We start from the raw sequence: 26357 nt of genomic DNA on the forward strand, positions 1-26357 counted from the left end.
ATTCTTTTTTTTAATAAAAAAATATTACACTTTTATAGCATCCCAAGCCGCTTGAAAAGTTTCATCTAATACCTTTTCATTGAGAGTATATAGGTTTCTTTCTTGCATAGACATTAGAAAAGACAATGGATATATAGTGTAGGCATAAAGGACAAAACTTGAAAGCGGTTTAATAATACCTTCGTTTTTTCCTTTTTCCCATAAATCAAGTAAAGGTTGTAAGTGTTTTAACCCTTCTTTTCTAATCTCTTCATCAATCATCGGTGTATTATCGGATTGCGATAAAAATTTAGCTTCTTTTATTTGATTTAATTTATAGTCTGCAATATTGTACCAAATTATTTCAAAACCCTTTTTTACAGGCAGATTTTCATCATAACCTTTAAGAGCACAATTACTAAAAGAGGCTTTTACCTCAAGATAAAGTGTATTAATTAAATCTTGTTTGTTTTCAAAATAAAGGTAAATTGTGGCTGTTGCTACACCTGCTAGTTTAGCAATTTTGGACATTGGAGTATCATGAAACCCATGATCATTGACCAATGTTAAGGTAGCGTTCAGTAAAGCACTTTTCTTATCCGTTATTTTTTTTTTATTAATCATATTAATTTTTTTTTGATAATTCACTATGAACTTTCCAAGCAAAGATAATTAATATGAATTGTATTGGGAGCCTTATTAATGCAGCATTATGACTCCCTATTGCGGGGTTTTTAGAAAACACATCCCAGATGTGGATTGGCAAAAATAATAGCATTAAGAGAAATACACCGAGAGCTCCATGTCGTGCATATTTTTTGTTCAGTAGTAGAGCTATGCCAAGAACAATTTCTATGAGACCCGAAATATAAATTATTACCATTGCATATGGTAAAAATGGAGGGACATACGGGATATAAAAATCCGGTTTCACAAAATGTTGTATTCCTCCATAAATCATAAAGAGTGCCAGAATAATTTTAATAATGTTCCAAAAAAGTTTTTTCATTTTATTATGTTTTAAGAATTCAAATTTATAAAAAAAATAATCGTTCATTTATTTTTTTGTCTAATTAACTAAATTTTAAGATATTTACAAAAAAAACTTGCACTGAATATTCTAATTAATTTTATAGTAAATATTTAGTCTAACTATTAAGGACTTTTTTAGGGTTAAAATTATTATTACATAAATGGAGAACTACAAAAATTTACAGGATACACTTTCTTTTTTTAATATTGATTGTAATAATTCTTATTATATCTCTACTGGTAAATCTATTTTTGAGTTTCCAAATGAACCTTTCCGAATGGATTATTATACCTTTTGTATTTGTACTAAAGGAGAAATTGATTTAAAGATTAATGGTATTGAATGTATAATAAATGTTGGTAGTATAATTTGTTCCGCACCGTCAACTATAGTACATTTTCTCAACGCAACAAATGACTTTCAGATGCAGTTGGTTTTTTTTGATAAAATTTTTTTGTTGACAAACATTTCTGATCCATTTATCATTGAAAGAATGGGACTGTTCCAGAATGATTCATGTTCTATTGTTAATACTTCTGAAAAAAATATAAAAAACTTACTAAATATTGTAGATAAATTAAAGAGCGAAGAAAAAAGCACCAATGATTTTATGATTCCAAAAATCCGAACTTTAATTTTCCTTCTACTTATCGAAATTGCCGAAATATATCTTAAACTAGCTCCCAAAACAATTGCAGATAAAGACCCTCAAACGCATTTATTTTTTAGATTTAATAAACTTATTCAGGAAAATATTTTAGCACATAAGAAAGTTACTTTCTATGCAAATCAATTATGTATTTCTAATAAATATTTAATAGAAATCACAAAAAAGACAACAGGTAGAACACCACATCATATTATTGATCAAGCACTACTGAAAGAGGCCTACGTGCTACTTGGCAATCCTAGATACAATATTACCCAGATTGCAGATTTGCTCCAGTTCAGTTCAGTTTCTGCTTTTGGACGGTTTTTTAAAAAATATGCTTGCATTTCCCCTACCGAATACCAAGAAATGCAGGGCATATCTTAACCAGAATTTAAGTATACAATATCTGAATTTAGGGATACTAAAAAAAATAAGTATTCCACTAACTTTACTAAGTGACCTAGTAATAAAAGCAAAGGCACACATATACCTCAACTTTACGATATTAATTTTGTAAAAAAAAATAAATTATGTAGTACAGTAAAGGAAATTATAAAGCATTTGCACGTGCTAAAAAGCCTGCAAACATAGATGAAAAATCAGCCTATTTGATTGGTTCGGGATTGGCATCTCTTTCTGCTGCAGCATTTCTGATCCGTGATGGACAGATGAAAGGCAATAAGATTCATATCATAGAAGAATTAGCACTACCTGGCGGTAGTATGGATGGGATTTGGAATGAGCAAAAAGGATACATCATCCGAGGTGGTCGCGAAATGGAACCTCATTTTGAGACGCTGTGGGATTTATTTCGAAGCATTCCTTCTCTTGATACTGAAGGAGCTTCAGTATTAGATGAATTTTATTGGTTAAATAAAATAGATCCTTCTTTTTCCCATACAAGGGTAATTCTCAATAAAAGGGAACGTCTCTCTACCGATGGAAAACTTACTTTAACGCCAAAAGCTATAGAGGAATTAATAAAGCTAATTTTGATTCCCGAAGAAAAATTGCAGGATTTACAGATAGATCAAATATTTACCGAAGAATTTTTTAAGTCTAATTTTTGGCTTTACTGGGCCACGATGTTCGCTTTTGAGCGATGGGCAAGTGCTTTAGAAATGCGTCGTTATGTATTGCGTTTTATTTCTCATGTGGGCAAAATTGCAGATATGTCTTCGCTTCGTTTTACCAAGTACAATCAGTATGAATCATTGATTTTGCCTCTGGTTAGCTATTTGAAAGAGAATGACGTTCATTTTCTGTACAGAACGCAGGTTCAAAATATTGTGGTTGATACAAAAAATAATAAAAAAGTAGCGCAACGTAGAATTAATTCAAGATGGCGAAGAAAAATAAATCCATCTAACGGAAAATGACTTAGTATTTGTAACCAACGGTTCTATAACAGAAAGCAGCACTTATGGTGACAACAATACGTCGGCTCCTGTAAATAAGGACATTGGTGGGAGTTGCAAACTTTGGAAAAGATTGGCGCAACAAGATGTCAGTTTCGGGAAACCGGAAAAATTTTGCGAAAATATTCCTAAAGGTAATTGGGTCATTTCGGGTACTATTACTTTAACAGACGATAAAGTATTACCATATATAGAAAAAATCATCAAAAAAAATCTCAAAAGTGGTACGATGGTAACTAGTGGTCCGGTAACCATTAAAGATTGCCACTGGTTATATGGTTTTTCTATCAGCCGCCAACCCCACTTTAAGGCTCAAAAAGAAAATGAGGTTATTGTTTGGGTATACGGCTTGTTTTCTGATAAACGGGGTAATTATGTCAAGAAGAAAATAACCGATTGTTCAGGCATTGAATTATGCGAGGAATGGCTTTACCACATTGGTATTCCTGAAAGTGAAATTCCATCTATTGCCCAAAATTCTGCAATTACTATCCCTTGTCGTATGCCATACATTACTTCGTATTTTATGCCCCGTGCACTGGGCGACCGTCCTTTGGTGGTTCCGAATGGTTCTGTCAACCTTGCATTCATAGGCAATTTTGCCGAAACCGAAAAAGATACGGTATTCACTACTTAATATTCCGTGCGTACTGCAATGGAAGCAGTTTATACCTTGTTACAGGTTGATCGTGGGGTTCCTGAAGTTTTTGCTTCCTCCTTTGATATAAGGGTACTTTTAGAAGCTATTTATTTTCTGAATGATTAAAAGAAGCTTAAAGAGCTGGAACTTCCCTGGTTATTGTCTTTGGTAGAAAAATATGGATTGAAAAAGATTGAAGGAACATACGCAGAGGAACTATTAAAGAACGCAAAACTCTTGTGATAGGTAATTTCGGCAACCAGTTATCATGATTTTTTCAACTGGTTGCCGGTTTTGTAATTTTACAGGACAGGAATTATGCGCACCAATAATTGCGAAAACAAGCCTGTTTTGTTGGTGGTTATTTGTTTTGTCAAATTTTAATTTTGTCTTTTTTCCATCGGTAGCAACCTCCCTAGTTCCCTTAAAGAAAAAAGCACATTTTTTCAATCAGGAATAGCAGTTCCTTTATTTTAAAGAAACTGTAAATTATTGACCGCCCTTGGAAAAAATGCCATTGCTATTTTTAATTTATCCGGTTGCGGTTCTGTATCCTTAAGTCTTTTTTCCAGTTCATAGTTTTTTTTCCAGTTCATAGTTTTTTTTCCAGATTTGGATTTTGTTTTAAATTTTCTTTTCAAGAAAAACTTCCTTCTCCAAATTCTTAGAGCTCTTTATGCCACTTGTGTAGCTGTAGAGATGTTCTTTCCACCACTCCGGTGAGTTCTGATACATGTTTTCTCTCATAACTCAATTGAACGGCTCTCTCTTTAAAAGCTCGGTAATAAACTTTACATACTATTTTCATAATTTAGAAATAAGATTTCATGCATCACTTTTAGTGTCGACTCAGTTAGTAGGCGCACTATTCCAACCTTGGGTAGATTCCTTAACTATCAAATCAATTACTCGCCATCTGCTTACAAAAGAGGCAAATAATATTTTTTTTAGGATACAATATCTGAATATGGGGATACAATAGAAAGTTTCGATAGTGATAAATTTGAGTAATTAATTCTAACTCTATAAAAAATGAATAAAGTATTAAAAATTCTAGCTCTTGGAATCGTTTTTTTTTCTGTTTTGAGTATGATTGTTGCGCCTTCTGTTTACAAAAACACTCAAAGTAAAACAACAATATTGAAACATGTTAAGCATGGTTATGTTAATTCAGGAGGAGTAAATATACATTATGCGGAAATGGGCAAAGGACCTCTTATAGTAATGATTCATGGCTTTCCAGATTTTTGGTACACTTGGAGGGATCAAATGGCTGTTCTATCAAAAAAATACCGTGTAGTTGCTATAGATCAACGAGGTTATAATAAGAGTGACAAACCTATTGGTGTTGAAAATTACACTATGAAAAAATTAGTAGGAGATGTTGCAGCAGTGATTCATCATTTTAAAGAGGAGAAAGCAATTATTATAGGTCATGATTGGGGAGGTGCCGTTGCCTGGCAGTTTGCTATTAATCTACCAGAAATGACAGATAAACTTATAATTTTAAATATTACACATCCTAACGGAATGCTTAGAGAATTAGCGAATAACCCGTCCCAACAAGAAAGTAGTAGCTATGCTCGTAAGTTTATAGATGGCGCAGCCGAAGACCCTACTATTTTATTTGGTAAACCTATGACTGCCGAAAACTTAGCGTTTTGGGTAAAGGATTCCGTTACTCGTATTGAGTATGTAGCTGCTTTCAAAAGGTCGAGTTTTGATGCTATGCTTAACTTTTATAAAGCAAACTACACCAGAGAGCCTTACATGGAAGAATGGAAAAAAGCACAAGAGAATCCATTGCCAAAACTTAAAATGCCGTTGCTTATTTTTCATGGTCTAGAGGATACCGCTATTAATGCTAATGGTTTAAATAATACATGGGAATGGGTAGAAAAAGATATGACACTTGTTACCGTTCCCGGTAGTGGTCATTTTATACAGCAAGATGCTAGTGAATTTGTCTCTGCAACTATGAGTTCTTGGCTTAATTTACAGAGTGAAATGTTAAAAAAATAAATTAGGAGATATGAGTATCAACATAAAAAAACTTTTGCTAATATTACTTTTTTTATTTGTAAAGCAAGTTAAAGCACAAAACGAGAATAAAGATTCAGAGCACATTAAAGAAATGAGTAAAGAGTTTTTAAACCCTCTTTCAGATATTTGGAGTTTGCAAATACAGAACGATTTTGCGTTTTTGAGTGGCGATGCAATTTCTGGAAACCGAAAAGCAAATTATACCAACATTCAACCTATAATGCCAATACCATTAGGAGATAAATGGAATTTAATTAACAGACCCTTAATTCCTTATGTCATCCTCGAAACTCCGCAGCAAAATGGAAGTTATAAAAATGAAAGAGGTTTGGGTGATATTGAACTTATTCAAGTTATTTCTCCTTCGAAAGGCTTGGGTTTTTTTAACTTAATAGGAGGAGGTGTAACTTGGATTTTTCCAACTGCTACAAATTCTGTAATTGGATCAGAGCAATGGTCTGTTGGGCCAACTTTTGGAATGGGGCGTGTTGATGATCATGTGATGTTTGGGTTTATTGCACAACAAAATTGGTCATTAGGAGGCCAAAAAAACAGTGTTGACATTAATAGATTTAAACTTCAGTACTTTTTAAAGTATCGACTTAGTTCCACTTTTAATATAGGAATTAGCCCAATAATAGTTGCAAATTGGGATCGAGATTCTTCAAATAGATGGTCTGTACCAATAGGGTTTGGATTTGGTAGTACTACTAAAATTGGAAGATTACCAGTAAACTTGAGTTATGAAATACATCATTATGAAAAATCTCCTGAGTTTATAGGTGCACAATGGAATTTTAGATTTACACTCACCACAGGTATAATGAATCCTTTAAAACAAGAATTGAATAATTAAAATGAATATTTATTTATAATACATACTAGAACAGTCTAACTATTTTAGAATTAATAAAAAACCTAAAAAAATAAGGATAGAATTTCTGAATTTCGGGATACACAAGATCTTAGTAATAAAGGTAATTTTGTATAATATATAATTTAAAAACAATTTAAAATGAATAAAGTAACATCAAAATTTGACAAAGTATTAAAAGCATCTCCCTTTCCTGGAAATGTAGAACATGATCCAGATGCAAGCAAAGAAGTTTTGCGCAATTCAAAAGATAAAGCAATGCCTTTTGCTGATTTAACAGGGAATTATCAGCGTAATAAAGGAATTCCTTCTAAATCATTTGAAAATAGTAAAGTTTATATTGTAGGTAGTGGTATAGCAGGTTTATCAGCGGCTTATTATTTTATTAGAGATGGTCATGTGTTAGGAGAAAACATTGTTTTTTTAGATAAACTTCCGGTAGCGGGAGGTTCGCTTGATGGTGCTGGAAATGCCGATGATGGTTATATCATTAGAGGTGGTAGAGAAATGGAGATGACTTATGAGAATCTGTGGGATATTTTTCAAGATATTCCTGCACTAGAACTACCTGCTCCCTATAGCGTTTTAGATGAATACCGTTTGTTAAATGACAATGACCCAAACTATTCAAAAGCCCGATTAATACATAATAAAGGCGTTGTTAAAGATTTTAGCAAGTTTAATTTAGAAAAGAAAGATCAATTAGCCATCGTAAAGCTTTTATTAAAAAAGAAAGAAGAGTTAGATGATGTGACCGTTGAGGATTATTTTAGTAAATCATTTTTGGAAAGTAATTTCTGGACTTTCTTTCGTACCATGTTCGCTTTTGAAATCTGGCATAGTGTACTTGAGTGCAAATTATACCTGCACCGATTTTTGCATCTTACCGATGGTTTTAAAGATTTTTCTTGCTTGATTTTTCCTAAATACAATCAGTATGACACATTTGTAAAACCTTTAACCGAGCATTTGAAATCTAAAGGGGTGAAAATTCAGTTTGACACACTTGTTAAAGATTTAGACATTCATATTAATGCTGAACAAAAAATTGTCAAAGGTATTATTACTGAACAAAACAATAAAGAAATAGTAATTCCTGTAAGAGAGAATGATTATGTAATTGTTACCACAGGTTCTATGACCGAAGATACATCGTACGGAACTAACACTAAACCAGCTATTGAAGCTATTGATAATAGTAAAAGCGGTACCAGTATTGGATGGGAATTATGGAAAAATTTGGCTGCTAAGTCTCCCGTGTTCGGAAAGCCCGAAAAGTTTTGTAGTGATATAGAAAAATCAGCTTGGCAATCAGCAACCTTAACTTGTCGTCCTTCGGATTTGACTGAAAAGTTTAAAGAATATTGTGTAAATGATCCCTATTCCGGAAAAACAGCCACAGGAGGTATTGTAACCATTGCCGATTCTAACTGGTTGATGAGTTTTACCATTAACCGCCAACCCCATTATCCTACGCAACCAGATGATATTTTAGTAGTTTGGGTGTACGCCTTATATATGGATAAACTAGGGAATCATGTTCAAAAAAGGATGCCTCAATGTACAGGTAACGAAATTTTATCTGAATTATGTTATCACCTTGGTTTGGAAAACCAATTAGAAAACGTAATAGAAAACACCATTGTTCGTACTTCTTTTATGCCATACATCACATCTATGTTTATGCCTAGAGCCGCTGGTGACAGACCAGAAATAGTGCCTGCTGGATGTACCAATTTAGGTCTTGTAGGTCAGTTTGTAGAGACTAAAAATGATGTTGTGTTTACAGTAGAATCATCAGTGAGAACTGGTAGAACTGCCGTTTATAAATTATTGAACTCTAACAAACAAGTACCTGATATTGCAGGAGCACAATATGATATTCGACATATATTAAAAGCTACGAAAGCATTAAATGACAATAAACCATTTCCTGGTGAAGGAATTTTAAAACGTGTCTTAAAAAACACTTATTTTGAACATATTTTACCTATGGACGAAGTACCTGAAGAGCATCATGAATCTTTTATTGCAGAGCAATTTGGAAAACTTCAAGAATGGGCAAAAAGTCTTTAATTTATAATTTTAAAAAAGGGTTTGATTTTTTAATCAAACCCTTTTTAAAAGAAATATAATAATGAAATACTTGCTTTATTGAATCACATTTTTTGAAGTGAGTACTAAAAAAAACTAGTCAAAATGAATTACAAAAACATTACAGTAGCCGGAAGCGGCGTTTTAGGATATCAGATAGCTTTTCAAGCAGCTTTTCATAATTTTAACGTAACCGTTTATGATATTAATGAGGATGTCTTAGCAAATGCAAAAGCGAAATTTTCAAGCATGTGTGCTGCTTTCAAAAGAGATTTGCATGCTTCAGAAGCAGATTTAGCAGTTGCTTTTGACAATTTAGCGTATAGTTCGAATTTAAAAGATGCTGTAAAAGATGCTGATTTGTTAATTGAAGCTGTACCAGAAAACCCAGCTATCAAAATAGATTTTTATAAAAATCTTGCGGAAGTTGCAGTTAAAAAAACCGTATTTGCTACCAATTCATCCACCCTTTTACCAAGTCAATTTGCTGAGTTTACTGGGCGTCCTTCTCAATTTTTGGCACTTCATTTTGCCAATGATATTTGGAAAAATAATACTGCAGAAATTATGGGACATTCAGGCACAAATCCTACAATATTTAATGATGTTGTTGCTTTTGCAAAAGCCATCGGAATGTTAGCCTTGCCTTTGCAGAAAGAACAACCAGGCTATATTTTAAACTCATTATTAGTACCGCTTTTAACAGCTGCAACAACACTTTTAGTTAGAGAAGTTGCCGACCCTCAAACTATTGATAAAACATGGATGAAAGCCACCGGTGCACCCATGGGACCATTTGCAATTTTAGATATTGTAGGAATCAATACGGTGTATAATATTAATAAAATGGGTTCAGAAAAATCAAAAGACCCTTTTAAAATTAAAATGACTGCCTATATAAAAGAACACTTTGTAGATACTAATAAATTAGGTGTTTCAACAGGGGAAGGTTTTTATACCTATCCGAATCCTGCGTATAAAGAAGATGATTTTTTAAGTTAATTAAGTGATGCAATTTTTTTAACACAAATTGATTACGACACTATTTTTGACAGTATTTTACGAACAGTAATGTTATAAAATACTGTTTTATAATTTTATAAAAATGAAACACATAATTACTTCTAGAAATAAAATAAGAATGCATTTAATAAAATTTATAACATTTTTTTTTGTTTTGGTATTCTATCCTTATTTAGGATTCTCACAAGAGAATTACCCCACACCTAAAAAAACAAAAACATTACTTTTTTACATTCAACATAGTAATAATCACAACACCTATTTATATGAAATAAATATGAATGGACAAACTGTAAATAGTAGTGATCCTATTAAAGAATATCGAATCCTTTATGCTACAGACGGAAGTAAAAAAGAGCTAACAAAAATGCAAAAAAAAATAGCTTATGGTATTGTTTTAATATCGTTAACTGATAATTTATACAAATTTAGGCTTGCTGCGACTGATGAATTATCGTTCTACCTAAATTTTGAAAAAAAAGTACCCCCTAGAATTTATGTTACAATAAACAATCAAAAAATGTATTTAGACAAGATGTTTATTCAACTTGAAGAGACTAAGTTGGGGAAAAACATAAAAATTGCATACATACTATTTTATGGTAATGATTATAAATCAAATAAGGCCGTTATAGAAAAGTTTATATTAAAATGATTAAATTTTTAATTAATTCATTTAGTTTTTCTAAAAACTCTTTTTCATAAATCTATTGATTAAATTAAGTATAGATTTTGGCAACTTACCAGGCCTAAAAACAACTTTTCGTATAAATATTACACTTTTTTTTTTAAATAGATAAGGTTTTACAAAAATGACATATCTCAAACTACTTCTAAAATTTTTAATAACTGAATGTTATCTAATATTTTATCATAATCTGCATTAACGTTAACTGTCAAAGACATTTTGTGTAGTTGTTAACCATACTCCAAAAACATGAAAAAAATAATTTATAAAATTTATTGATTAATGACAAAAATTTTAATAAACATTATTTGTTTAAAACCTGTCAAAAATTCCAAATGACTTATATTGCTTCGTTTTTTTGCATTCATATTTTATAAAATTAACCCAATTGGAAGTACTAGGAATGAGAATATTATAGAAGAATTATCAGTTTTAAATGGGTATTCTAATGGAATTTCTGTGAAATTATCTTTATAAATGTATAAACCATCAAACTGTGGCGTCTCCTAAGTATTTCAATGATCTCATTTATTGTAGAATTTTCCAAAGGTTTACTCAAATAAATAACTTATCAAAAAACATTAAATATTAAAAATAATGAATTATATTTCAAGAATTGAAAAACTTGCATTCTTTCTGGTACTTTTACTTATATTTCCTACTATTTTACTCGCTCAGAAACCTATTGAAAAGAAAAAGCCAAGAGTTGCCTTAGTATTAAGTGGTGGTGGTGCAAAAGGGATTGCACATATTCCAATCTTGCAAGTACTCGACTCTTTGGGTATTGTTCCCGATTTAGTAGTTGGAAATAGTATGGGAAGTATAGTAGGAGGATTATATGCAATGGGATATTCTGGTGATAGTATTGAAAAGATTGCAAAAAACGCGAATTGGGATGAACTAATTGGAGGTAGTGTTTCTTTAAACAATGTTAGTGTCGAGGAGAAAAACGAATTTGGAAGATATTTAGTTGGAACTGGAGTCAAAGAAAGTAAAATAAAAATAACCCCATTTCTTTTAAATGATCAAAATCTTAGGTCTTTTCTATCTAACTTAACATATCCTGTTTATAAAAACACTGATTTTGATAAACTAGCAATTCCATTTCGTACTGTAGCTACAGATATCGTGAATGGAAAAGAAGTAATTCTTGACAAAGGCGATTTAGCTTTCGCAATGAGAGCTAGTATGTCTATTCCTGGAGCTTTTATGCCAGTACCATATGAAAACACACTTTTGATTGATGGTGGTGTTCTTAATAATTTTCCGGTGGATATAGCTAAAAACTTAAATGTTGATATCATTATCGGTAGTGATGTAGGTGGCGGTATGGAACCAAAAGAAAAGTTAGACAATATAGTAACTTTACTTTTTCAAACAGGGATGCTACATAGTAATCTAAAGAATCCTGAAAATAAAGCTTTATGCGATATATTGATTGACCATACACCAAATTTAACCTTTTCTACAGGAGATTTTGATAGTTGTGAAGATATATATGAAGAAGGTAAAATTGCGACAATTCAAAACTTATACGCACTTGTTGATTTATCAAAAAAGTTAAAGGGTTTTAAGCAATTAACCCACGAATTACCTAATATAGAAGAAGAAATTGTTTTAGACACCATTGTCTATAATAATATAAGCAAGAGTAATCTTGCATTAGTGAAAGCTAGAACAAATATTAAAGCAAATAAAAAATATATACGACAAGACATTTTAAAAGGTATAAATAGAGCTATGGGAACAACGATTTTCAGTCACATAACATTTACCTCTATAATAGCTGAAAGTAAAAAAGGGCTAGAATTAAATGTTTTTGAAAAATCTAAACATCAAATAAATGGTGCTTTGCATTATGATAATTATCATGGAGTAGGATTAATTATGAATTATACAGGTAGAAATATTATAGGTCATGCTTCCCGTACACTTGTAACGCTAGATATTGCTGAGGAACCTAGATTTAGAATTCAACATCAAAAGAATTTTGGTTCGGATAGAGAATGGTGGTGGAGAACAGAATTTTATGGGCAACAAATAGAACAAGATATTTTTATTAGTGGAGAAAGTGTTGAAAATATGAAGTATCGTTTCTTTGAATTTAATAATCAAATAAATAGAAATATTAATTCTTTAAAAAGTTATGTTGGAGTTGGGATTAATTACCAGAATACACATTTAAAACCAAAGATAGATCCTAAATATAACGCCAACGTTTTTGAATTGAATAAGTACGATTATTATACTACGGAAATCGATGTTCATTATATTCAGAATAGTTTTGATAAAGTGTTTTTTCCAACGAATGGTTTTATGCTAAAAGGTTCTATAAGTCGATCTTTAAAGACAGATATTCATATTAGTTTTTACAATTCAGATCTTTCTAATATTAGTGGTTCTACAAATAATTTTAGTAAGTTAAAGCTTGAATTCGAAAAAAGATTTATATTAAATGGCAATACAACTGCGATTATGGGAGCAAGAACAGGCTTAACATTCCAAGGTTATGAAAAGGATAATGATGTTTCTTTTAGCAATTATGGAGTGGGTGCAAAATATTTTCTTGGAGGAGTTGCATTGCAACCTAGAAATGAAAACTTTGTATTTCCAGGATTATATGAAGGAGAACTATTAGCAAGTCAGTTTATGAATTTAAATTTAGGTTTACAGGTAAAAACGGGGATAAGCAAAGTTTATATAACTCCTCATTTTAATGTAGCCTCTGTTGGCTTTCATAACTTTAACGATTATTTAGAAAATGTATTTAGAGCAAAGGGTAAATGGGAGGATTCTATAGAAACGAGCTTTCTTTTATCTTCAGGAGCTACTTTATCGTATAATTCATTGTTGGGGCCTGTTAATTTAGATTTATCATGGGTTGATAATATTAATAAGGTAAGATTTTTCATTGGTATAGGTTTCAATTTAAATAGATCTAATTAATGTTTCTTAATTGATTTTAGCATTGTGAATCATAATCATTTTATTCTCTAATTATTGTTTAGCGGGAAGTAATATAAGTAACAGTATGTATTAACATATATTCTTCGTTTTTGATAATTTGGACTATTCTAAAAGTTTAAAAGAAACAATAAAAAGACCACCAATAAGATTAGACAGTGCTTCTTGATTAGCACTCATGATTACCCCTAAAACAATTTGAATAAAAATTAAAATTATCTTTTTAATAGTTTTACTAAAAAGATATTAACTTACCCAAAATAAGAATATGGTCGAAGTAGGCAATGGCAATACAAAAGCTATAGTAACTGCAATTGCTTCAAAAAATCCTAAAATAATAGTTTTTATCATTTTTTTTATCAATTATGACATTCCTCCATTTCCTCCAATATTTTGAACATTGATCCATTTTGCATCATCACTGGCTAAAAAGAGTACTATTTTTGCAATATCACCTGGTTCTTCAATTCTGTTAAAAGGTGAAAGAGAAGCCAAACGATCTATAATTTCTTGAGGTTTTTCAAAAGTAAAAAGTTCGGTATTTGTAGTTCCAGGAGAAACAGAGTTTACATTAATTCCTCTATCGCCAATTTCTTTTGAAAAAACTCTATTCAATTGTTCTACAGCGGCTTTTGTTGCAACATAAGTACCATAAGTCGGTAACATAATATGATTTATGGAGGCAGAAAGATTAATAATACTTCCGTTGTCTACTAATATAGTTGATGATTCACGTAAGGCGTTGAAAACTCCTTTTACGTTGATGTCAAACTGACGTATAAAATCTTCGTCGGTTGTATCTTTAATTAATTATAATACCCGCATTATTTACTAACACATCAATTCTACCAAAACGTGAAATAGCTTGGTCAAAAAGATTTTTTACATCTGCTGTTTTGCTTACATCCGCCTAAACGGCAATTACTTCTCCACCTAAAAGCAACACCCAAAAAGCAGGATAAATTTATCAGTGCCTTGAAAAAGGATTTATCACTTCAGAATGTATCAAAGGTGATTTAATTACTTTATGTAAAGATAAAAATCATAAAAGAACAAATGATGGTGAAATTACACTTTTTAAATCAGTTGGGATTGCTATAGAAGATTTTGTATCGGCTAAATTAATATGGGAAAATAGGTATTGAATATCTAACCTAAAAACGTAATTCATAAAGATTTGATTTTAACAAAAAATCAAATAAGTGGTTCAAATAGTGCGAAAAAAATAAAAAAAATGATTAAAATATTTAATAATACACAATTGGCTTTTGCATTAAAAAGCGATTCCGAACTTGACAGAGCTTATTTTCTTTTTAAAATAATTGACAATAGGCTGTTAGTTAGAATTGGAACTGCAGTTACAAATTTTGCAATAAAACTAAAGCTTCCGGTTGAAAAATTAATTCGAGTGACTGTTTTGACCATTTTTGTGGAGGTGTTAATGAAGAGGATTGTTTGAGTGTAGTGGGTAAAATGTTTACCAAAGGAGTCTCTGCTGTATTAGATTATTCTGTTGAAGGTAAAGAGGAGGAAGATCAATTTGATGCAGCTCTTCAAATGACTTTAAAAACAATTAAATTTGCCAAAAAACGAAAGGCAATTCCTTTTGCAGGTTTTGGGCGTATTGGTTTGTACGAAAAAGTGGGTAAAAAACAAGCCTTAACCACAGAGGAACAAGCAGAATGGAATAGAATAATAGCTCGTTTTGATTTAGCATGCAGTGAAGCATATAAAAAAATGTAGCTTTACTTATAGACGCTGAAGAAAGCGGGATGCAAAATGCAGCTGACGATTTGGTTACACAAATGATGCAAAAATACAACAAGAATAAAGCGTTAGTTTTTAGTACTTTACAAATGTACCGTTGGGATCGTTTGGATTATTTGAAAAGCCTACACAAACAATCCGAAAAAGAATGTTTTTTCATAGGTATGAAATTGGTTCGTGGTGCCTATATGGAAAAAGAAAAAATCAGGGCAGAAGAAAAAGAATATCCTACACCAATTTGTGCTTCAAAAAAAACACAGATCAAAACTATGATGCGATGGTTCTTTATATGATAGAACACTTAGATAAGATGTCCATTTTTGCAGGAACATATAATGAACAAAGTTCTTATACTTTAATGAGTTTGATGAAGGAAATGGGAATCAAAAATAATGATAACAGAATCTGATTTGGTCAATTGCATGGGATGAGTGATAATATCAGTTACAATTTAGCAGCACAAGGTTATAATGTAGCAAAATATTTGCCGTTTGGCCATGTAAAGGACGTTATGCCTTATTTGATTCGTAGTGCTGAAGAAAACACTTCTGTAGCGGGACAAACAAGCACAGAACTGTCAATGATAAAAATAGAAATAAAAAGGAGAAAAGAGAAATAGCTTTTTTGATCATAAAATAACAAATTAATAAAACAACAACGTACCAAAAGGAATTTACAACGTTCCTAAAGCGTTAAGTCCCGCCCTTCGAATGGAATAAATTATCTTTATTTACTCTTGACAAAAGTTGTAAATAATTAGCCATTTATGCGATAACCAAAGATATACGATTACTGTATGATTAGAACAGAATTTTAAAAAAAAAAGCGAAATAGCATTAGTTATTAAAAAAAATAAGTCAGTTTTAAGGCGAGAACTAAAACGTAATTGTGATTTAGCCCAGCGTAATTATGATAAACGACAAAAAAGAAAAACCAAAAGAAATGATTTAATAGTAGGAATTAAAGAGAGGAATAAAGAATACTCCATCAGGAGTTAAGTCCAAAACAAATAATAAGGGTTTGCTCAAAAAACGGATTGATTTGTGTGTCAATAGAGTCTATTCATCAACATATTTGGAAAGATAAAAAAGAACAGGGGAATTTGTATTTAACTCTACGAACAACTGGAAAAAGTGAAGAAAAACACGGGAAAACCAGACCGATTTCTACTTATAAAAAAAGAGGACTGTAAATCCTCTCGAAATTCGCCTAACTATTTTACGATAACTCCATAAGGCTAGAAGTATAATCGGCTCCGTTCAACCGCCAGTTTATTGTCTGACTTTCTGATGCAACGAACCCTTAGCTGTTAGCAGTTCGGCTTTCTTATTTTGTCTCTTCACTTAAAGATAATATGTATTCAACAATGGCTTGTGAATGAATTTTTGTTGTGTCAAATATTGGTACATTAAAATCCTCTTGACTTATCAGCATTGGAATTTCGGTGCAACCTAATATGATGCATTCGGCACCATTTCTCACTAATTCATTCACAATTTCAATATATCTATTCTTGGTTTCAGGATTAATAAAACCGATACCCAATTCTTCTTTTACAGTATATTGTATATAATCTCGTGTTTCTTGTTTTTTTGGTAACTAGATTCAATTAATTAATGCAACTCTCAGGAAAAAAGATAGGATAATTTTTTCAAAAGAAAGGACATTTAAGTCCTCTCCTTCGAATGGAATAAATTGTCTTTATTTACTCCTGACCAAAGTTGTAAATAATGAGCCATTTAACCAGTGAACAAAGGTATACTATTAGTGTATTATTAGAGCAGAATTTCAGTAATGGACTTGCTAACTTTACCCGCATAAAAAGTTAAGAATAAAAACCTTAATTTTAATTTATGAAAAAAGAATCGAAAAATTTACGACGTAGCTTTCAAAGAGAAATCCGTTCAATTGAGTTATGAGAGAACAAATATATCAGAATTAGCCAGAGAATTAGGAGTTACCGCTCCACAGTTATATAAATGGCGAAAAGAGTATGAAGATTTTGGAGAAGGAAGTTTTCCTGGTAACGGCAATGTAAAACAAACGCCAGAGCAGAAGCGGATTTCAGAACTTGAAAGAAAGCTAAAGGATGCGGAGATAGAACGGGATATATTAAAAAAAGCAATAGGCATCTTTTCCAAAAACGGTCGATGATTTATACTTTCATTAGAAACAATGAAAAGATATTTCCGATTGAAAAGATGTGCAAAGTATTACAAGTTGGTCAAAGAAGCTATTTTCAATGGAAAAGCGGGTCTATTTCAGATAGAAAACAAAGGGTTGAGCTTCTTAAGGAAATAACAACCTCGATCTATTTCGATTCAAAACAAAGATATGGAAGTCCCCGAATAACGGCAGAATTGGCTTTTTTAGGCAATAAAACATCAAGAATTACTGTTGCCAAATACATGAATGAACTCGGTTTACGAAGTAAATTAAGCAAGAAATTTAAGGCTACAACTAATTCTACGCATAACCATTTAATTGTCCCCAATGTTTTGAATAGGAAGTTCTCGGTTGCAGAACCGTCAAAAGTTTGGGTGTCAGATATCACCTACATCCGAGTAAAAGAAGGGTTTTTATATTTGACCACCGTTTTAGACCTCTACGATAGAAAAATCATAGGTTGGAGTTTAAGCAATGGGATGAGTGTAAAGGAGACTTCCTTGGCAGCTTTGAGAATGGCTGTTAAAAACAGAAACATTGAAAGAGGTTTAGTTTTTCACTCTGACCGTGGCCTTCAATACGCGAGCAAGAAGTTTACCAATGTGATTGATTCCTATAAAATGATTACACGAAGTATGAGTAGAAAAGGGAATTGCTGGGATAACGCAGTAGCGGAAAGCTTTTTTAAGACTTTGAAAACGGAACAGATTTATGGTAATACCCTTATATCAAAAGAGCAAATGCAACTCGATATATTCGAATTCATTGAAATATGGTATAACCGAAAAAGAAGGCATTCTACTTTAGATTACAAAACAATTGAAGAATTCTGGATACAGAAAAATAATTTCAAAAATGTTGCTTAACTAATACTGCGGGTTTTATTTGCATATCCACTGTGTTATATTTTGTAATAGTATAATGTTTTGAAAACAACTTTTTCCTGTTATGCGCTGTATATCTTTCGATTAAATACATAAGTTTTTGGTGTCTGCTCTCATAATCTGTCTATTGCTTTACTCAATAGTTGATTAACTATTGAGCATTTTTTTTTATAGTTAATATACACTTAAATCTATAAATCAATTAAAAATTATTTATATAACAGTATAGTAACACTACGTTGATATTTAAAATAGCACGCAAATTTTTTAATCTTATATTTTTGTCGCTATTGATATAAAACCTAAAATAAATTGATTTTAATCTTAAATAGTAAAGATATATTTTGAACTTTACTTAATCCAATGTTCTTTTCAATAAATTTGAAGACCAAGGACCTTGTGTCAAAAGCAAAAAACATACTCTATATACAAAAATCATGAAAACAATTATTCTATCGTTATTTCTACTCCTTTTTTTTGTGGGATGTAGTGGTGTTAAAAAAGAGGTGTCAAAAAAGATATTATGGATTATATCTGCACCTAGCGGAAACCAAATAACAAATATTGATAAAAAAGGAATAACGGTAATTCCGAACGGTCGCTTTATTACTCCCGCCGGAAAAAATATAATAACTGCGCCTCATCCTTACGGATTGACTTTAAGTCCAAATGGAAATGTTGCCGTTACAGCAAATTCAGGAACTAATCCTTTGTCGATTACTATTATTCGAGATGTTTTGTCGGATAATCCAGTAGTACAGCAAATTCCTCCGGGTCCAGCTACGGATAAAGGCGTTTTGGCTTCTGTATTTATGGGTTTAGCAATTGCACCAGATAATCAAACGATTTATGTTGCTGGTGGGCAAGAAAACAAAGTGTATTTGTTTGATGTCGATACGGGTGTAAAAAAAGACTCTATCGATTGCTCCTTTAGTTCTGAAGATAGTGATTATAGCCATGGTTATATTGGAGATATGAAGTTGTCTAAAGATGGAAAAACCCTGTATGCTGTGGATCAAATAGGATTTAGGATGCTAATTATGAACACGGAGACTAAAACCCTGATCCATTCTGTTCCTGTTGGACGTTATCCTTTTGGTATCTGTTTGTCACCAGATGAGAAAAAAGTCTATGTCGTTAATGTAGGTATGTTCGAATACTCTTATATAAAAGAAAGTAACGAAAAAGACGCTAAGATAAAATCAATTAACTATCCTGCTTTTGCGTATGGTGCTAAAGAAATGAAAACGGGTATTCAAAATGATACCATAGCTATAAAAGGGTTAGGGGAGCTTAATGCAATTGATGCCTTTTCTATATTTGCCATAGATATTGAAGATACTTTACAGCCAAAAGTAGCAGCGAAAATTAAAACGGGAAATTTGGTTGGTGCTTTAGTAGAAGGTATTCCTGCAGTGGGAGGTTCCAGTCCCAACTCAATTGTTGCGACTGATGATTATGTTTTTGTTAGTAATGGTACTAATGATAATATTTCGGTTATTTCTATTGCAAAGGATTCTGTTGTTAATACCATTCCTCTGAAACTAGATCCTCGTGTAAAGCAATTTCGGGGCGTGATTCCTTTTGGATTGGCTTTAAGCCCAGATCAAAAACGTTTGTATGTAGCGGAATCTGGAATAAATGCTGTGGCAGTAATTAATGTAGCAGATCAAAAAGTTTTAGGACATATACCCACGGCTTGGTTTCCTTCTAAAATTGAAGTAAGTCGAGATGGAAAAAAACTAATCATTGCCAATGCTAAAGGTTTTGGAAGCGGTCCTAATGGAGGCGCTACTTATAAACTAGGTCCTGACGGTAGTTATATAGGTTCGTTAATGAAAGGAACTGTGCAAGTCGTTCCTATTCCAGAAGACAAACAATTGCAAGAGATGACAAACAAGGTTGTTTCTAATAGCTTTCTATTTACCAATGCGACCGATTCTGTTTTTAACAAAAGAGCAAATAATCCAATTCCTTTGTTTCCAGGAGAGAAAGAAAGCCCAATTAAACACATTGTATTTATATCGAAAGAAAACAGAACTTATGATGAAATTTTTGGTCAGATTAAGAAAGGAGACGGAGATGCAACAATAGCACGATATGGCGAAAATGCTTCTTTTTCGAACCGAAAGAAAACAGATTCGGTTTCCAATACTACGGTGATGCCTAACCATTTGGCCTTAGCCACACAATTCAGTCTTTCGGACAATTTTTATGTAGATGCCGATGTTTCAGCAGACGGTCATCGTTGGCTAACCAATACGTATCCTAATGAATGGTGTGAAACCGCTACAGCAGCAAGTTATGGAGGTAATCGCAGCTTTAAAAAAGATTCAAAAGCGCCTGGAGTTTTTGCAATGAATGGCGCTGCAGGAGCCATTTATCCGGAAGATTATAATGAAGCAGGATCGATGTGGGATCATTTGGCTCGTCATAAGGTTGAATTTTATAATTTTGGTTTCAGCATTATGTTCGAACCAGCTTTATACAAGGCTGAATTTAAATATACGGGAATCCAACAATTTGTTAACTTTCCAATGCCCGAACCTTTATTCGAAAGGACTTCTAAAATGTATCCAACATATAATACAGCCATACCTGATCAATTCAGGATTGATCAATTCATTAAAGAATTCGATGAGAAATGGATGAATGGCAATGGGAATATGCCTCCGTTTTCAACGGTTATAATTCCAAACGACCATGGAGCTGATGATCGCCCAGAAGCCGGATATCCTTTCAGAGAAAGCTATATGGCCGACAATGATTTGGCTGTGGGCCGAATTGTAGAATATTTATCTCATACACCGTATTGGAAAAACATGTTAATAGTTATTACTGAAGATGACGCACAAAATGGAGTCGATCATATTGATGCACATAGAAGTATTCTGATGCTAATTTCTCCTTGGGTAAAAAGAGATTATGTAGGTCATCAACATTATAGTTTTGGCAGTATATTTAAATCATTTTGGAATATTCTCAACATGCCTTATTTAAATCAATATGATGCAGGTGCAACTGATTTAAGTGATCTTTTTACCACTATTCCAAACTATAAACCGTACAATGCTTTAGAAGTTGATCCTAAAGTTTTTAATCCTCAAAAAGCATTAGATCCTTTTGATGAAAAATTTAATTGGAAAGCACTTAAAGACTCACCTAAAATTGATAATGTAGAAGATATGTTTCGAGATAGTAAAGAGCAAGATGCTTATCGATTAGAAAATAGAGAGAAAAAGCAATAGTATTTAACTCGTTATTTTTTTATTTCAGCAACAGCCCAACAGAATTACTCCAGTTAAGGGGGATTTTGTTGGGCTGTTTTATTGGTTTATTTTTTTAATTTCATTTTAATAGACTCATTCTTATTTTTCCTTTTTTTTGTCATTGCATAACATTTAATTGACAATAGAATAAAGCTCTGTTAAAGATTTATTAAAGTGTAAAAGTTTACTAATATTAAAATAAACACCAATTTTACACCACAAAATTTACTAATAGTAACTATTTAATTATCTGATGAAAAAATTTAAAATTGTAATGAATTTATTATTGATGTTTACGACATCCTTAATTTTTGCACAAACCACCCTTTTTAGGGGAAAAGTGGTTGATGAACAAAATGTATCACTACCAGGGGCAACAGTACTTGTTAAAGGCAATGCCACTGGAGCAGGAACGGACATGGATGGTAATTTTGAAATACAATTACCAAAAGGGTATGAGATTATTACAATCTCTTATATCGGTTTTAATTCAGTTGATTTTAATACCTCAAAACTGAAAAGCGCCGTAATCACACTAAAAGCAAACTCTGAAAATTTAGAAGAAGTTGTTGTCACTGCTTTAGGGATTAAAAAAGAAAAAAAGAGACTAGGATATTCGGTCCAAGAAGTAAAAGGAGATTTAACAAAATCTAGAGATCCAAACGTGATGAACTCATTGTCAGGTAAAGTTTCCGGTTTAGTAGTAGCTTCTTCAGCAGAATTTTTCACTGCGCCAAAATTATATTTACGTGGAAAAAAACCCTTGATAGTTGTTGATGGTGTTCCTTTAGGAACCGATACTTATAATATTAGTCCGGATGATATTGAAAGTATAAATGTATTAAAAGGGGCCAATGCTGCAGCATTATATGGATCAGATGGAGGAAATGGTGCAGTTCAGATTACTACTAAAAGAGGTACGAAAGATAGTCGTGGTTTTGTTGTAGAGTTTAATCAAAACACCATATTTCAAGGCGGATTTAATGCAGTTCCAGAAACACAAAATAGTTATGGTCCTGGATCTTATGGAAACTATGCCTTTAAAGACGGTAAAGGAGGCGGTGTTAATGATGCAGATTATGACCAATGGGGACCAAAGTTTGATGGGCAGTTAATTACACAATATGATAGCCCATTAGATGGAGATGGAAATTTAGTGCCAACACCGTGGTTAGCCAGAGGAGCAAACAATTTTAATAATTTTATGGAAATGGGGATTTTAGAAACTAGTAACCTTGCCATAGCATCTCAATTTGATAAGGGAAATATTCGTTTCTCATTGTCACATACGTATCAAAAGGGAATTAATCCTAATACAAAATTGAATATCTATAATTTCAATTTAAGTAGTAAATACAATTTTAGCAAAAAAACATCTATAGATGCAAGTGCTAATTTTAATTTTCAAACATCACCTAATAATCCCAATGTAGAATATGGTCCCAATAGTTATATATACAATATGCTGATTTGGGGAGGAGCTGATTATGACGTTAGAGATCTTAGAAATTATTGGCAAGAGGGTAAGGAAGGTGCTCAACAAAAGAATTTTGAATATACGCGTTACAACAATCCTTATTTTATGGCTTATGAATGGTTGAAAGGTGTTCAAACAAACGGGTATACAGGACAAGTGACTCTCAAACATAAAATAACTGATGATTTTGATGCTAGTATTAGAACTAATGCAGCTTTGGAGAATGAGTTTAAAAACGAAAAATTCCCTTATTCTATGACTACTTATGGTAGAGAAAAAGCGCAAGGAGATTATAAAGAATGGTATAATTATAAATTAAAAAGTTATACTGATTTTATGTTGAACTATGATGATACGTTTGGCGATTTTGGAATAAAATCAACTTTAGGGGCAAATATAAATATTCAGAAATATAGAGACTCCTATGCTACTACAGACTATTTAATAGTACCGGGACTTTATACTTTAAGTAATACACAAACTCCCGTTCAACCTTCAAGCTATAGAAGTCACTATGAAACTTATGGATATTATGCATCTGCTGATTTATCCTACAAATCGTTCTTATTTTTGGGTGCAACTGGTAGAGTTGATAAAGATTCTAGATTACCAGCAAAAAACAATACTTTCTTTTACCCTTCAGTGTCTTTAAGTGCTGTTTTAAGTGAAGTACTTAATATTCCTAGCGTAGATTTCTTAAAATTGAGAGGGTCGTTTGCAAAAGTAGGAAGTTCATTAGACATTTATAGTAACTTAAATACGTATGCATTAAATAGTCCTTTTACAGTAGGTGGTGTAACATATAATCCAGCTTATGTAAACTCTGTTTTGTCCAATGAAAATTTAGAGCCAGCTTTTAACTCCTCAACAGAGTTTGGTATAGAAACACAATTATTTCATAATAAATTAGGTATTGATCTTACCTATTATGAAAATAAAAATGGACCACAAATCTTTGATTTAAAGTATTCTGAAGCTTCAGGATATAATGCAAAAAAACAAAATGGGATTACTACAAGAACCAAAGGTTGGGAATTAGCGGTATCAGCAACACCTATAAAAGCGAAAGATTTCAGCTGGAATGTTAGAATAAACTGGTCTGCCTATAAAGAGTATTTAGAAGAGGTATATGGAGAGATAACTAACAACGGGCAAATTAAAATTGGAGATCGAGTTGATGCTTATTACATCACCGATTTTATGCGAACTACTGATGGTCAGTTGATTGTCGGATCTGATGGTAAGCCATTAAAAAATGCTTACGAAACAAGAATTGGCTATGCAGCTCCTGAATGGTCTGCTGGTATAGCAAATAATGTAAGTTATAAGAATTTCTCTTTGGATTTTTCATTAGATGGTCGATATGGAGGAAAAATTGAAGATTATGTCGCTCGAAAAATGTGGCAAAGTGGTAGACAAGTAGGAACTGATACTCCAGAAAGAGCTAATGATGTTCAGGGAATAAAATCTTATGTAGCTGATGCTGTTGTGGTTTCGAGTGGCGCCTTAACTACGGATGGACAAGGGAATGTGATTTCAGACACCCGTACTTTTGCCCCAAATGCAACAAAAATGTTTTATCAGGATTTTTCAAAATCGTATAATGGACAAACAGCTGCCAACATTATCGACAAAACATTTTTTAAATTAAGAGAAGTTAATCTGACCTATACGTTTCCTAAGAAAATATTAACAAAAACATTTATTAACAATGCTTCTATTTCTTTAATAGGACGAAATTTAATTTATTTCGCTAAGCATAAAGATATCGATTTAGATCAGTTTAATGATGAAAAAGGATCTCCATTACAAACACCAACAGTAAAGAGTTACGGATTAAATATAAACCTTAAGTTCTAAATAAATAAAAGATGAAAATATATAATTTAAAAAAAGGAGTAACACTTCTAATCGCAACAACACTCTTGTTTTCTTGTACTCAGTTTGAAGATTTAACTGATGATCCAAATAAGGCTACAAGCGTACCACCATCAATGTTACTGTCAGAGGTGCTAAATGTAGTAAATAATGTTGGAGATGAAGGTCCGTGGAGTGATGCTCAAAGAGACAATCAGTTTTGGGTAATTTCATTTGATTACTATGGAAACCAAGATTATAATTGGGGAGCTATAAATAGTTATAGATACAAAACACTGGCTACTGTTGTTGCGATGGAAAAAGAAGCTCAAGGACTAGATAATCAAAGTAAATACGAAGCGTTAGCTAAGTTTTTTAAAGCTTATTTTTACGATTATATGGCTAAACGAGTTGGTGATATTCCGCTAAGTGAATCTTTAAAAGCCGATGCCGAAATTTCAATAACACAACCAAAATATGATTCCCAAAAAGAGGTATATATCGCTGTTTTGGATTTGTTAGAGGCTGCAAACGATCAAATTACTACAGCAAAAGCTGAGGTAGGAACTTCACAAGTCTTAGGCGATTTTTTCTTTAATGGCGATTTAGACAAATGGCAAAGAACTATTAACTCTTTTCATTTAAGAGTATTGATAAACTTAAGTAAAAGGAACAGTGAATTAAATGTTGCTAGTAAATTTAATACTATCATTTCTAATCCTTCTAAATATCCAATATTAAGAGGAGTAGAGGATAATATGGTACGAAATTTTGCTGACGAACAAGGAAATAGGTATGAGTTGAATCCTAGTAGTTATGGATTTAATAGAAATAGAAATATTATGGGAGCTACCTATTTAAATATTCTTAAAAGCAATAATGATCCAAGAATCTATATTGTGGCAGACCCAGCTCCGTTTTATTTTAATGCAAATGATCCAAAAAATTTGAATGCCTACGTTGCTGCTAATAGTGGAGATGAGCAAGGACAAATGCAAACAGATTCAGATGCTGGTAAATATAGTTATCCAAATGAATCTAGATATTACAGTAACTTTAAAGGAGAGCCATACATTCAAATTGGTTATTCAGAACAAGAGTTTACTATTGCAGAAGCAATAAATAGAGGATGGATTAGTGGTGAAAATGCTGAAAGTCATTATTTGAATGGAATTAAAGCATCAATGCAATTTTATGCCGTAGTACAGGATGATATAGATGCTTTTCTTTTAAATCCAAATGTTAGCTATAAAGGAAATAATGCAACTGGATTAAATCAGATTTTAACTCAAAAATACATATCGTTTTTTAATAATTCTGGTCGTGAGTCCTATTTTAATTATAGAAGAACGGGTGTTCCACGCTTTGATGTTGGTCCTGCAAATAATAATGCTAGTAAAATTCCATTACGATGGAAATATCCTGTAAGCGAATTTGAAAATAATTCTTCCAATGTGAAAGCGGCAGTAAGCTCACAATTTGGAGGCTCTGATGATATCAATGCAGCAATGTGGCTAATTAAATAGTAA

The 26357-nt window shown here is 32.1% G+C and carries 20 protein-coding genes and 2 pseudogenes; 16 read left to right on the forward strand and 6 right to left on the reverse strand.

Features of this window, described 5'->3' with window-relative positions; translation table 11 throughout:
- Nucleotides 1-24: 24 nt before the first annotated feature.
- Together QO200_RS16920 and QO200_RS16925 are read right to left on the reverse strand one after the other, a co-directional pair.
- A complete protein-coding gene (locus QO200_RS16920; RefSeq protein WP_371542502.1) occupies nucleotides 25-603 on the reverse strand; it encodes a TetR/AcrR family transcriptional regulator in 579 nt (192 codons plus the stop codon).
- Nucleotide 604: 1 nt separating this feature from the next.
- Nucleotides 605-988, reverse strand: a complete 384-nt coding sequence (locus QO200_RS16925; protein ID WP_371542505.1) for a DoxX family membrane protein — start codon at nucleotides 986-988, stop codon at nucleotides 605-607.
- A 184-nt stretch (nucleotides 989-1172) separates the two neighbouring features.
- Between QO200_RS16925 and QO200_RS16930 the strand changes: the two genes are divergently transcribed.
- The 3 genes from QO200_RS16930 to QO200_RS16940 all read left to right on the forward strand — a co-directional run bounded on the left by QO200_RS16930 (nucleotide 1173) and on the right by QO200_RS16940 (nucleotide 3719).
- Nucleotides 1173-2048, forward strand: coding sequence for a helix-turn-helix domain-containing protein (locus QO200_RS16930; protein WP_371542508.1), 876 nt, complete (start codon nucleotides 1173-1175; stop codon nucleotides 2046-2048).
- 224 nt (nucleotides 2049-2272) lie between these two features.
- Complete coding sequence (locus QO200_RS16935; RefSeq protein ID WP_371542511.1) at nucleotides 2273-3043, forward strand: oleate hydratase; 771 nt, start codon at nucleotides 2273-2275, stop codon at nucleotides 3041-3043.
- A gap of 25 nt (nucleotides 3044-3068) precedes the next feature.
- Nucleotides 3069-3719: an oleate hydratase gene (locus QO200_RS16940; protein WP_371542579.1), complete on the forward strand. Its 651-nt coding sequence runs from the start codon at nucleotides 3069-3071 to the stop codon at nucleotides 3717-3719.
- Nucleotides 3720-4195: 476 nt separating this feature from the next.
- On the opposite strand, the gene QO200_RS16945 is transcribed toward QO200_RS16940, so the two are convergent.
- Entirely contained in the window at nucleotides 4196-4318 is a 123-nt protein-coding gene (locus tag QO200_RS16945; RefSeq protein ID WP_371542514.1) for a hypothetical protein, read from the reverse strand.
- Between the two features lie 436 nt (nucleotides 4319-4754).
- Between QO200_RS16945 and QO200_RS16950 the strand changes: the two genes are divergently transcribed.
- The 6 genes from QO200_RS16950 (at nucleotide 4755) to QO200_RS16975 (ending at nucleotide 13390) form a co-directional block, all read left to right on the forward strand.
- Complete coding sequence (locus QO200_RS16950) at nucleotides 4755-5744, forward strand: alpha/beta fold hydrolase (protein ID WP_371542517.1); 990 nt, start codon at nucleotides 4755-4757, stop codon at nucleotides 5742-5744.
- Between the two features lie 10 nt (nucleotides 5745-5754).
- Entirely contained in the window at nucleotides 5755-6621 is an 867-nt protein-coding gene (locus QO200_RS16955; protein ID WP_371542519.1) for a hypothetical protein, read from the forward strand.
- 159 nt (nucleotides 6622-6780) lie between these two features.
- Complete coding sequence (locus QO200_RS16960; RefSeq protein WP_371542522.1) at nucleotides 6781-8715, forward strand: oleate hydratase; 1935 nt, start codon at nucleotides 6781-6783, stop codon at nucleotides 8713-8715.
- 123 nt (nucleotides 8716-8838) lie between these two features.
- Entirely contained in the window at nucleotides 8839-9735 is an 897-nt protein-coding gene (locus tag QO200_RS16965; protein ID WP_371542526.1) for a 3-hydroxyacyl-CoA dehydrogenase, read from the forward strand.
- Nucleotides 9736-9838: 103 nt separating this feature from the next.
- A complete protein-coding gene (locus tag QO200_RS16970; RefSeq protein ID WP_371542528.1) occupies nucleotides 9839-10411 on the forward strand; it encodes a DUF4833 domain-containing protein in 573 nt (190 codons plus the stop codon).
- A 630-nt stretch (nucleotides 10412-11041) separates the two neighbouring features.
- Nucleotides 11042-13390: a patatin-like phospholipase family protein gene (locus QO200_RS16975; RefSeq protein ID WP_371542532.1), complete on the forward strand. Its 2349-nt coding sequence runs from the start codon at nucleotides 11042-11044 to the stop codon at nucleotides 13388-13390.
- A 381-nt stretch (nucleotides 13391-13771) separates the two neighbouring features.
- Here the strand turns inward: QO200_RS16975 and QO200_RS16980 are convergent, their stop codons facing one another.
- Together QO200_RS16980 and QO200_RS16985 are read right to left on the reverse strand one after the other, a co-directional pair.
- A complete protein-coding gene (locus QO200_RS16980; RefSeq protein WP_371542582.1) occupies nucleotides 13772-14215 on the reverse strand; it encodes an SDR family oxidoreductase in 444 nt (147 codons plus the stop codon).
- A pseudogene (locus QO200_RS16985) lies at nucleotides 14211-14273 on the reverse strand (hypothetical protein); the annotation flags it as partial. The gene QO200_RS16980 and the pseudogene QO200_RS16985, both read right to left, overlap by 5 nt.
- A 139-nt stretch (nucleotides 14274-14412) precedes the next feature.
- Here QO200_RS16985 and QO200_RS16990 point away from each other — a divergent pair.
- Both QO200_RS16990 and QO200_RS16995 read left to right on the forward strand, forming a co-directional pair.
- Nucleotides 14413-14553 carry a hypothetical protein gene (locus QO200_RS16990; protein ID WP_371542584.1) on the forward strand — a complete coding sequence of 47 codons (141 nt, stop codon included), beginning with the start codon at nucleotides 14413-14415 and terminating at the stop codon, nucleotides 14551-14553.
- Nucleotides 14554-14642: 89 nt separating this feature from the next.
- A pseudogene (locus QO200_RS16995) lies at nucleotides 14643-15794 on the forward strand (proline dehydrogenase family protein).
- A gap of 707 nt (nucleotides 15795-16501) precedes the next feature.
- On the opposite strand, the gene QO200_RS17000 reads toward QO200_RS16995, so the two are convergent.
- Nucleotides 16502-16720, reverse strand: coding sequence for an aspartate/glutamate racemase family protein (locus QO200_RS17000; RefSeq protein ID WP_371542537.1), 219 nt, complete (start codon nucleotides 16718-16720; stop codon nucleotides 16502-16504).
- Between the two features lie 363 nt (nucleotides 16721-17083).
- Here QO200_RS17000 and QO200_RS17005 point away from each other — a divergent pair, with 363 nt between their 5' ends.
- The 5 genes from QO200_RS17005 (at nucleotide 17084) to QO200_RS17025 (ending at nucleotide 26354) form a co-directional block, all read left to right on the forward strand.
- Nucleotides 17084-17329 (forward strand): transposase, encoded by a 246-nt coding sequence (locus QO200_RS17005; RefSeq protein WP_371542538.1) that lies wholly within the window; start codon nucleotides 17084-17086, stop codon nucleotides 17327-17329.
- Nucleotides 17326-18207 (forward strand): IS3 family transposase, encoded by an 882-nt coding sequence (locus QO200_RS17010; RefSeq protein WP_371542541.1) that lies wholly within the window; start codon nucleotides 17326-17328, stop codon nucleotides 18205-18207. Before QO200_RS17005 ends, QO200_RS17010 begins: the two co-directional genes overlap by 4 nt.
- Nucleotides 18208-18662: 455 nt before the next feature.
- A complete protein-coding gene (locus QO200_RS17015) occupies nucleotides 18663-21473 on the forward strand; it encodes a hypothetical protein (protein WP_371542544.1) in 2811 nt (936 codons plus the stop codon).
- 274 nt (nucleotides 21474-21747) lie between these two features.
- Nucleotides 21748-24831: a SusC/RagA family TonB-linked outer membrane protein gene (locus QO200_RS17020; RefSeq protein ID WP_371542548.1), complete on the forward strand. Its 3084-nt coding sequence runs from the start codon at nucleotides 21748-21750 to the stop codon at nucleotides 24829-24831.
- Between the two features lie 11 nt (nucleotides 24832-24842).
- Nucleotides 24843-26354, forward strand: coding sequence for a SusD/RagB family nutrient-binding outer membrane lipoprotein (locus QO200_RS17025; protein ID WP_371542551.1), 1512 nt, complete (start codon nucleotides 24843-24845; stop codon nucleotides 26352-26354).
- Nucleotides 26355-26357 lie beyond the last annotated feature (3 nt).

The organism is Flavobacterium sp. Arc3 (genome assembly GCF_041431375.1).
Taxonomy (GTDB): Bacteria; Bacteroidota; Bacteroidia; order Flavobacteriales; family Flavobacteriaceae; genus Flavobacterium.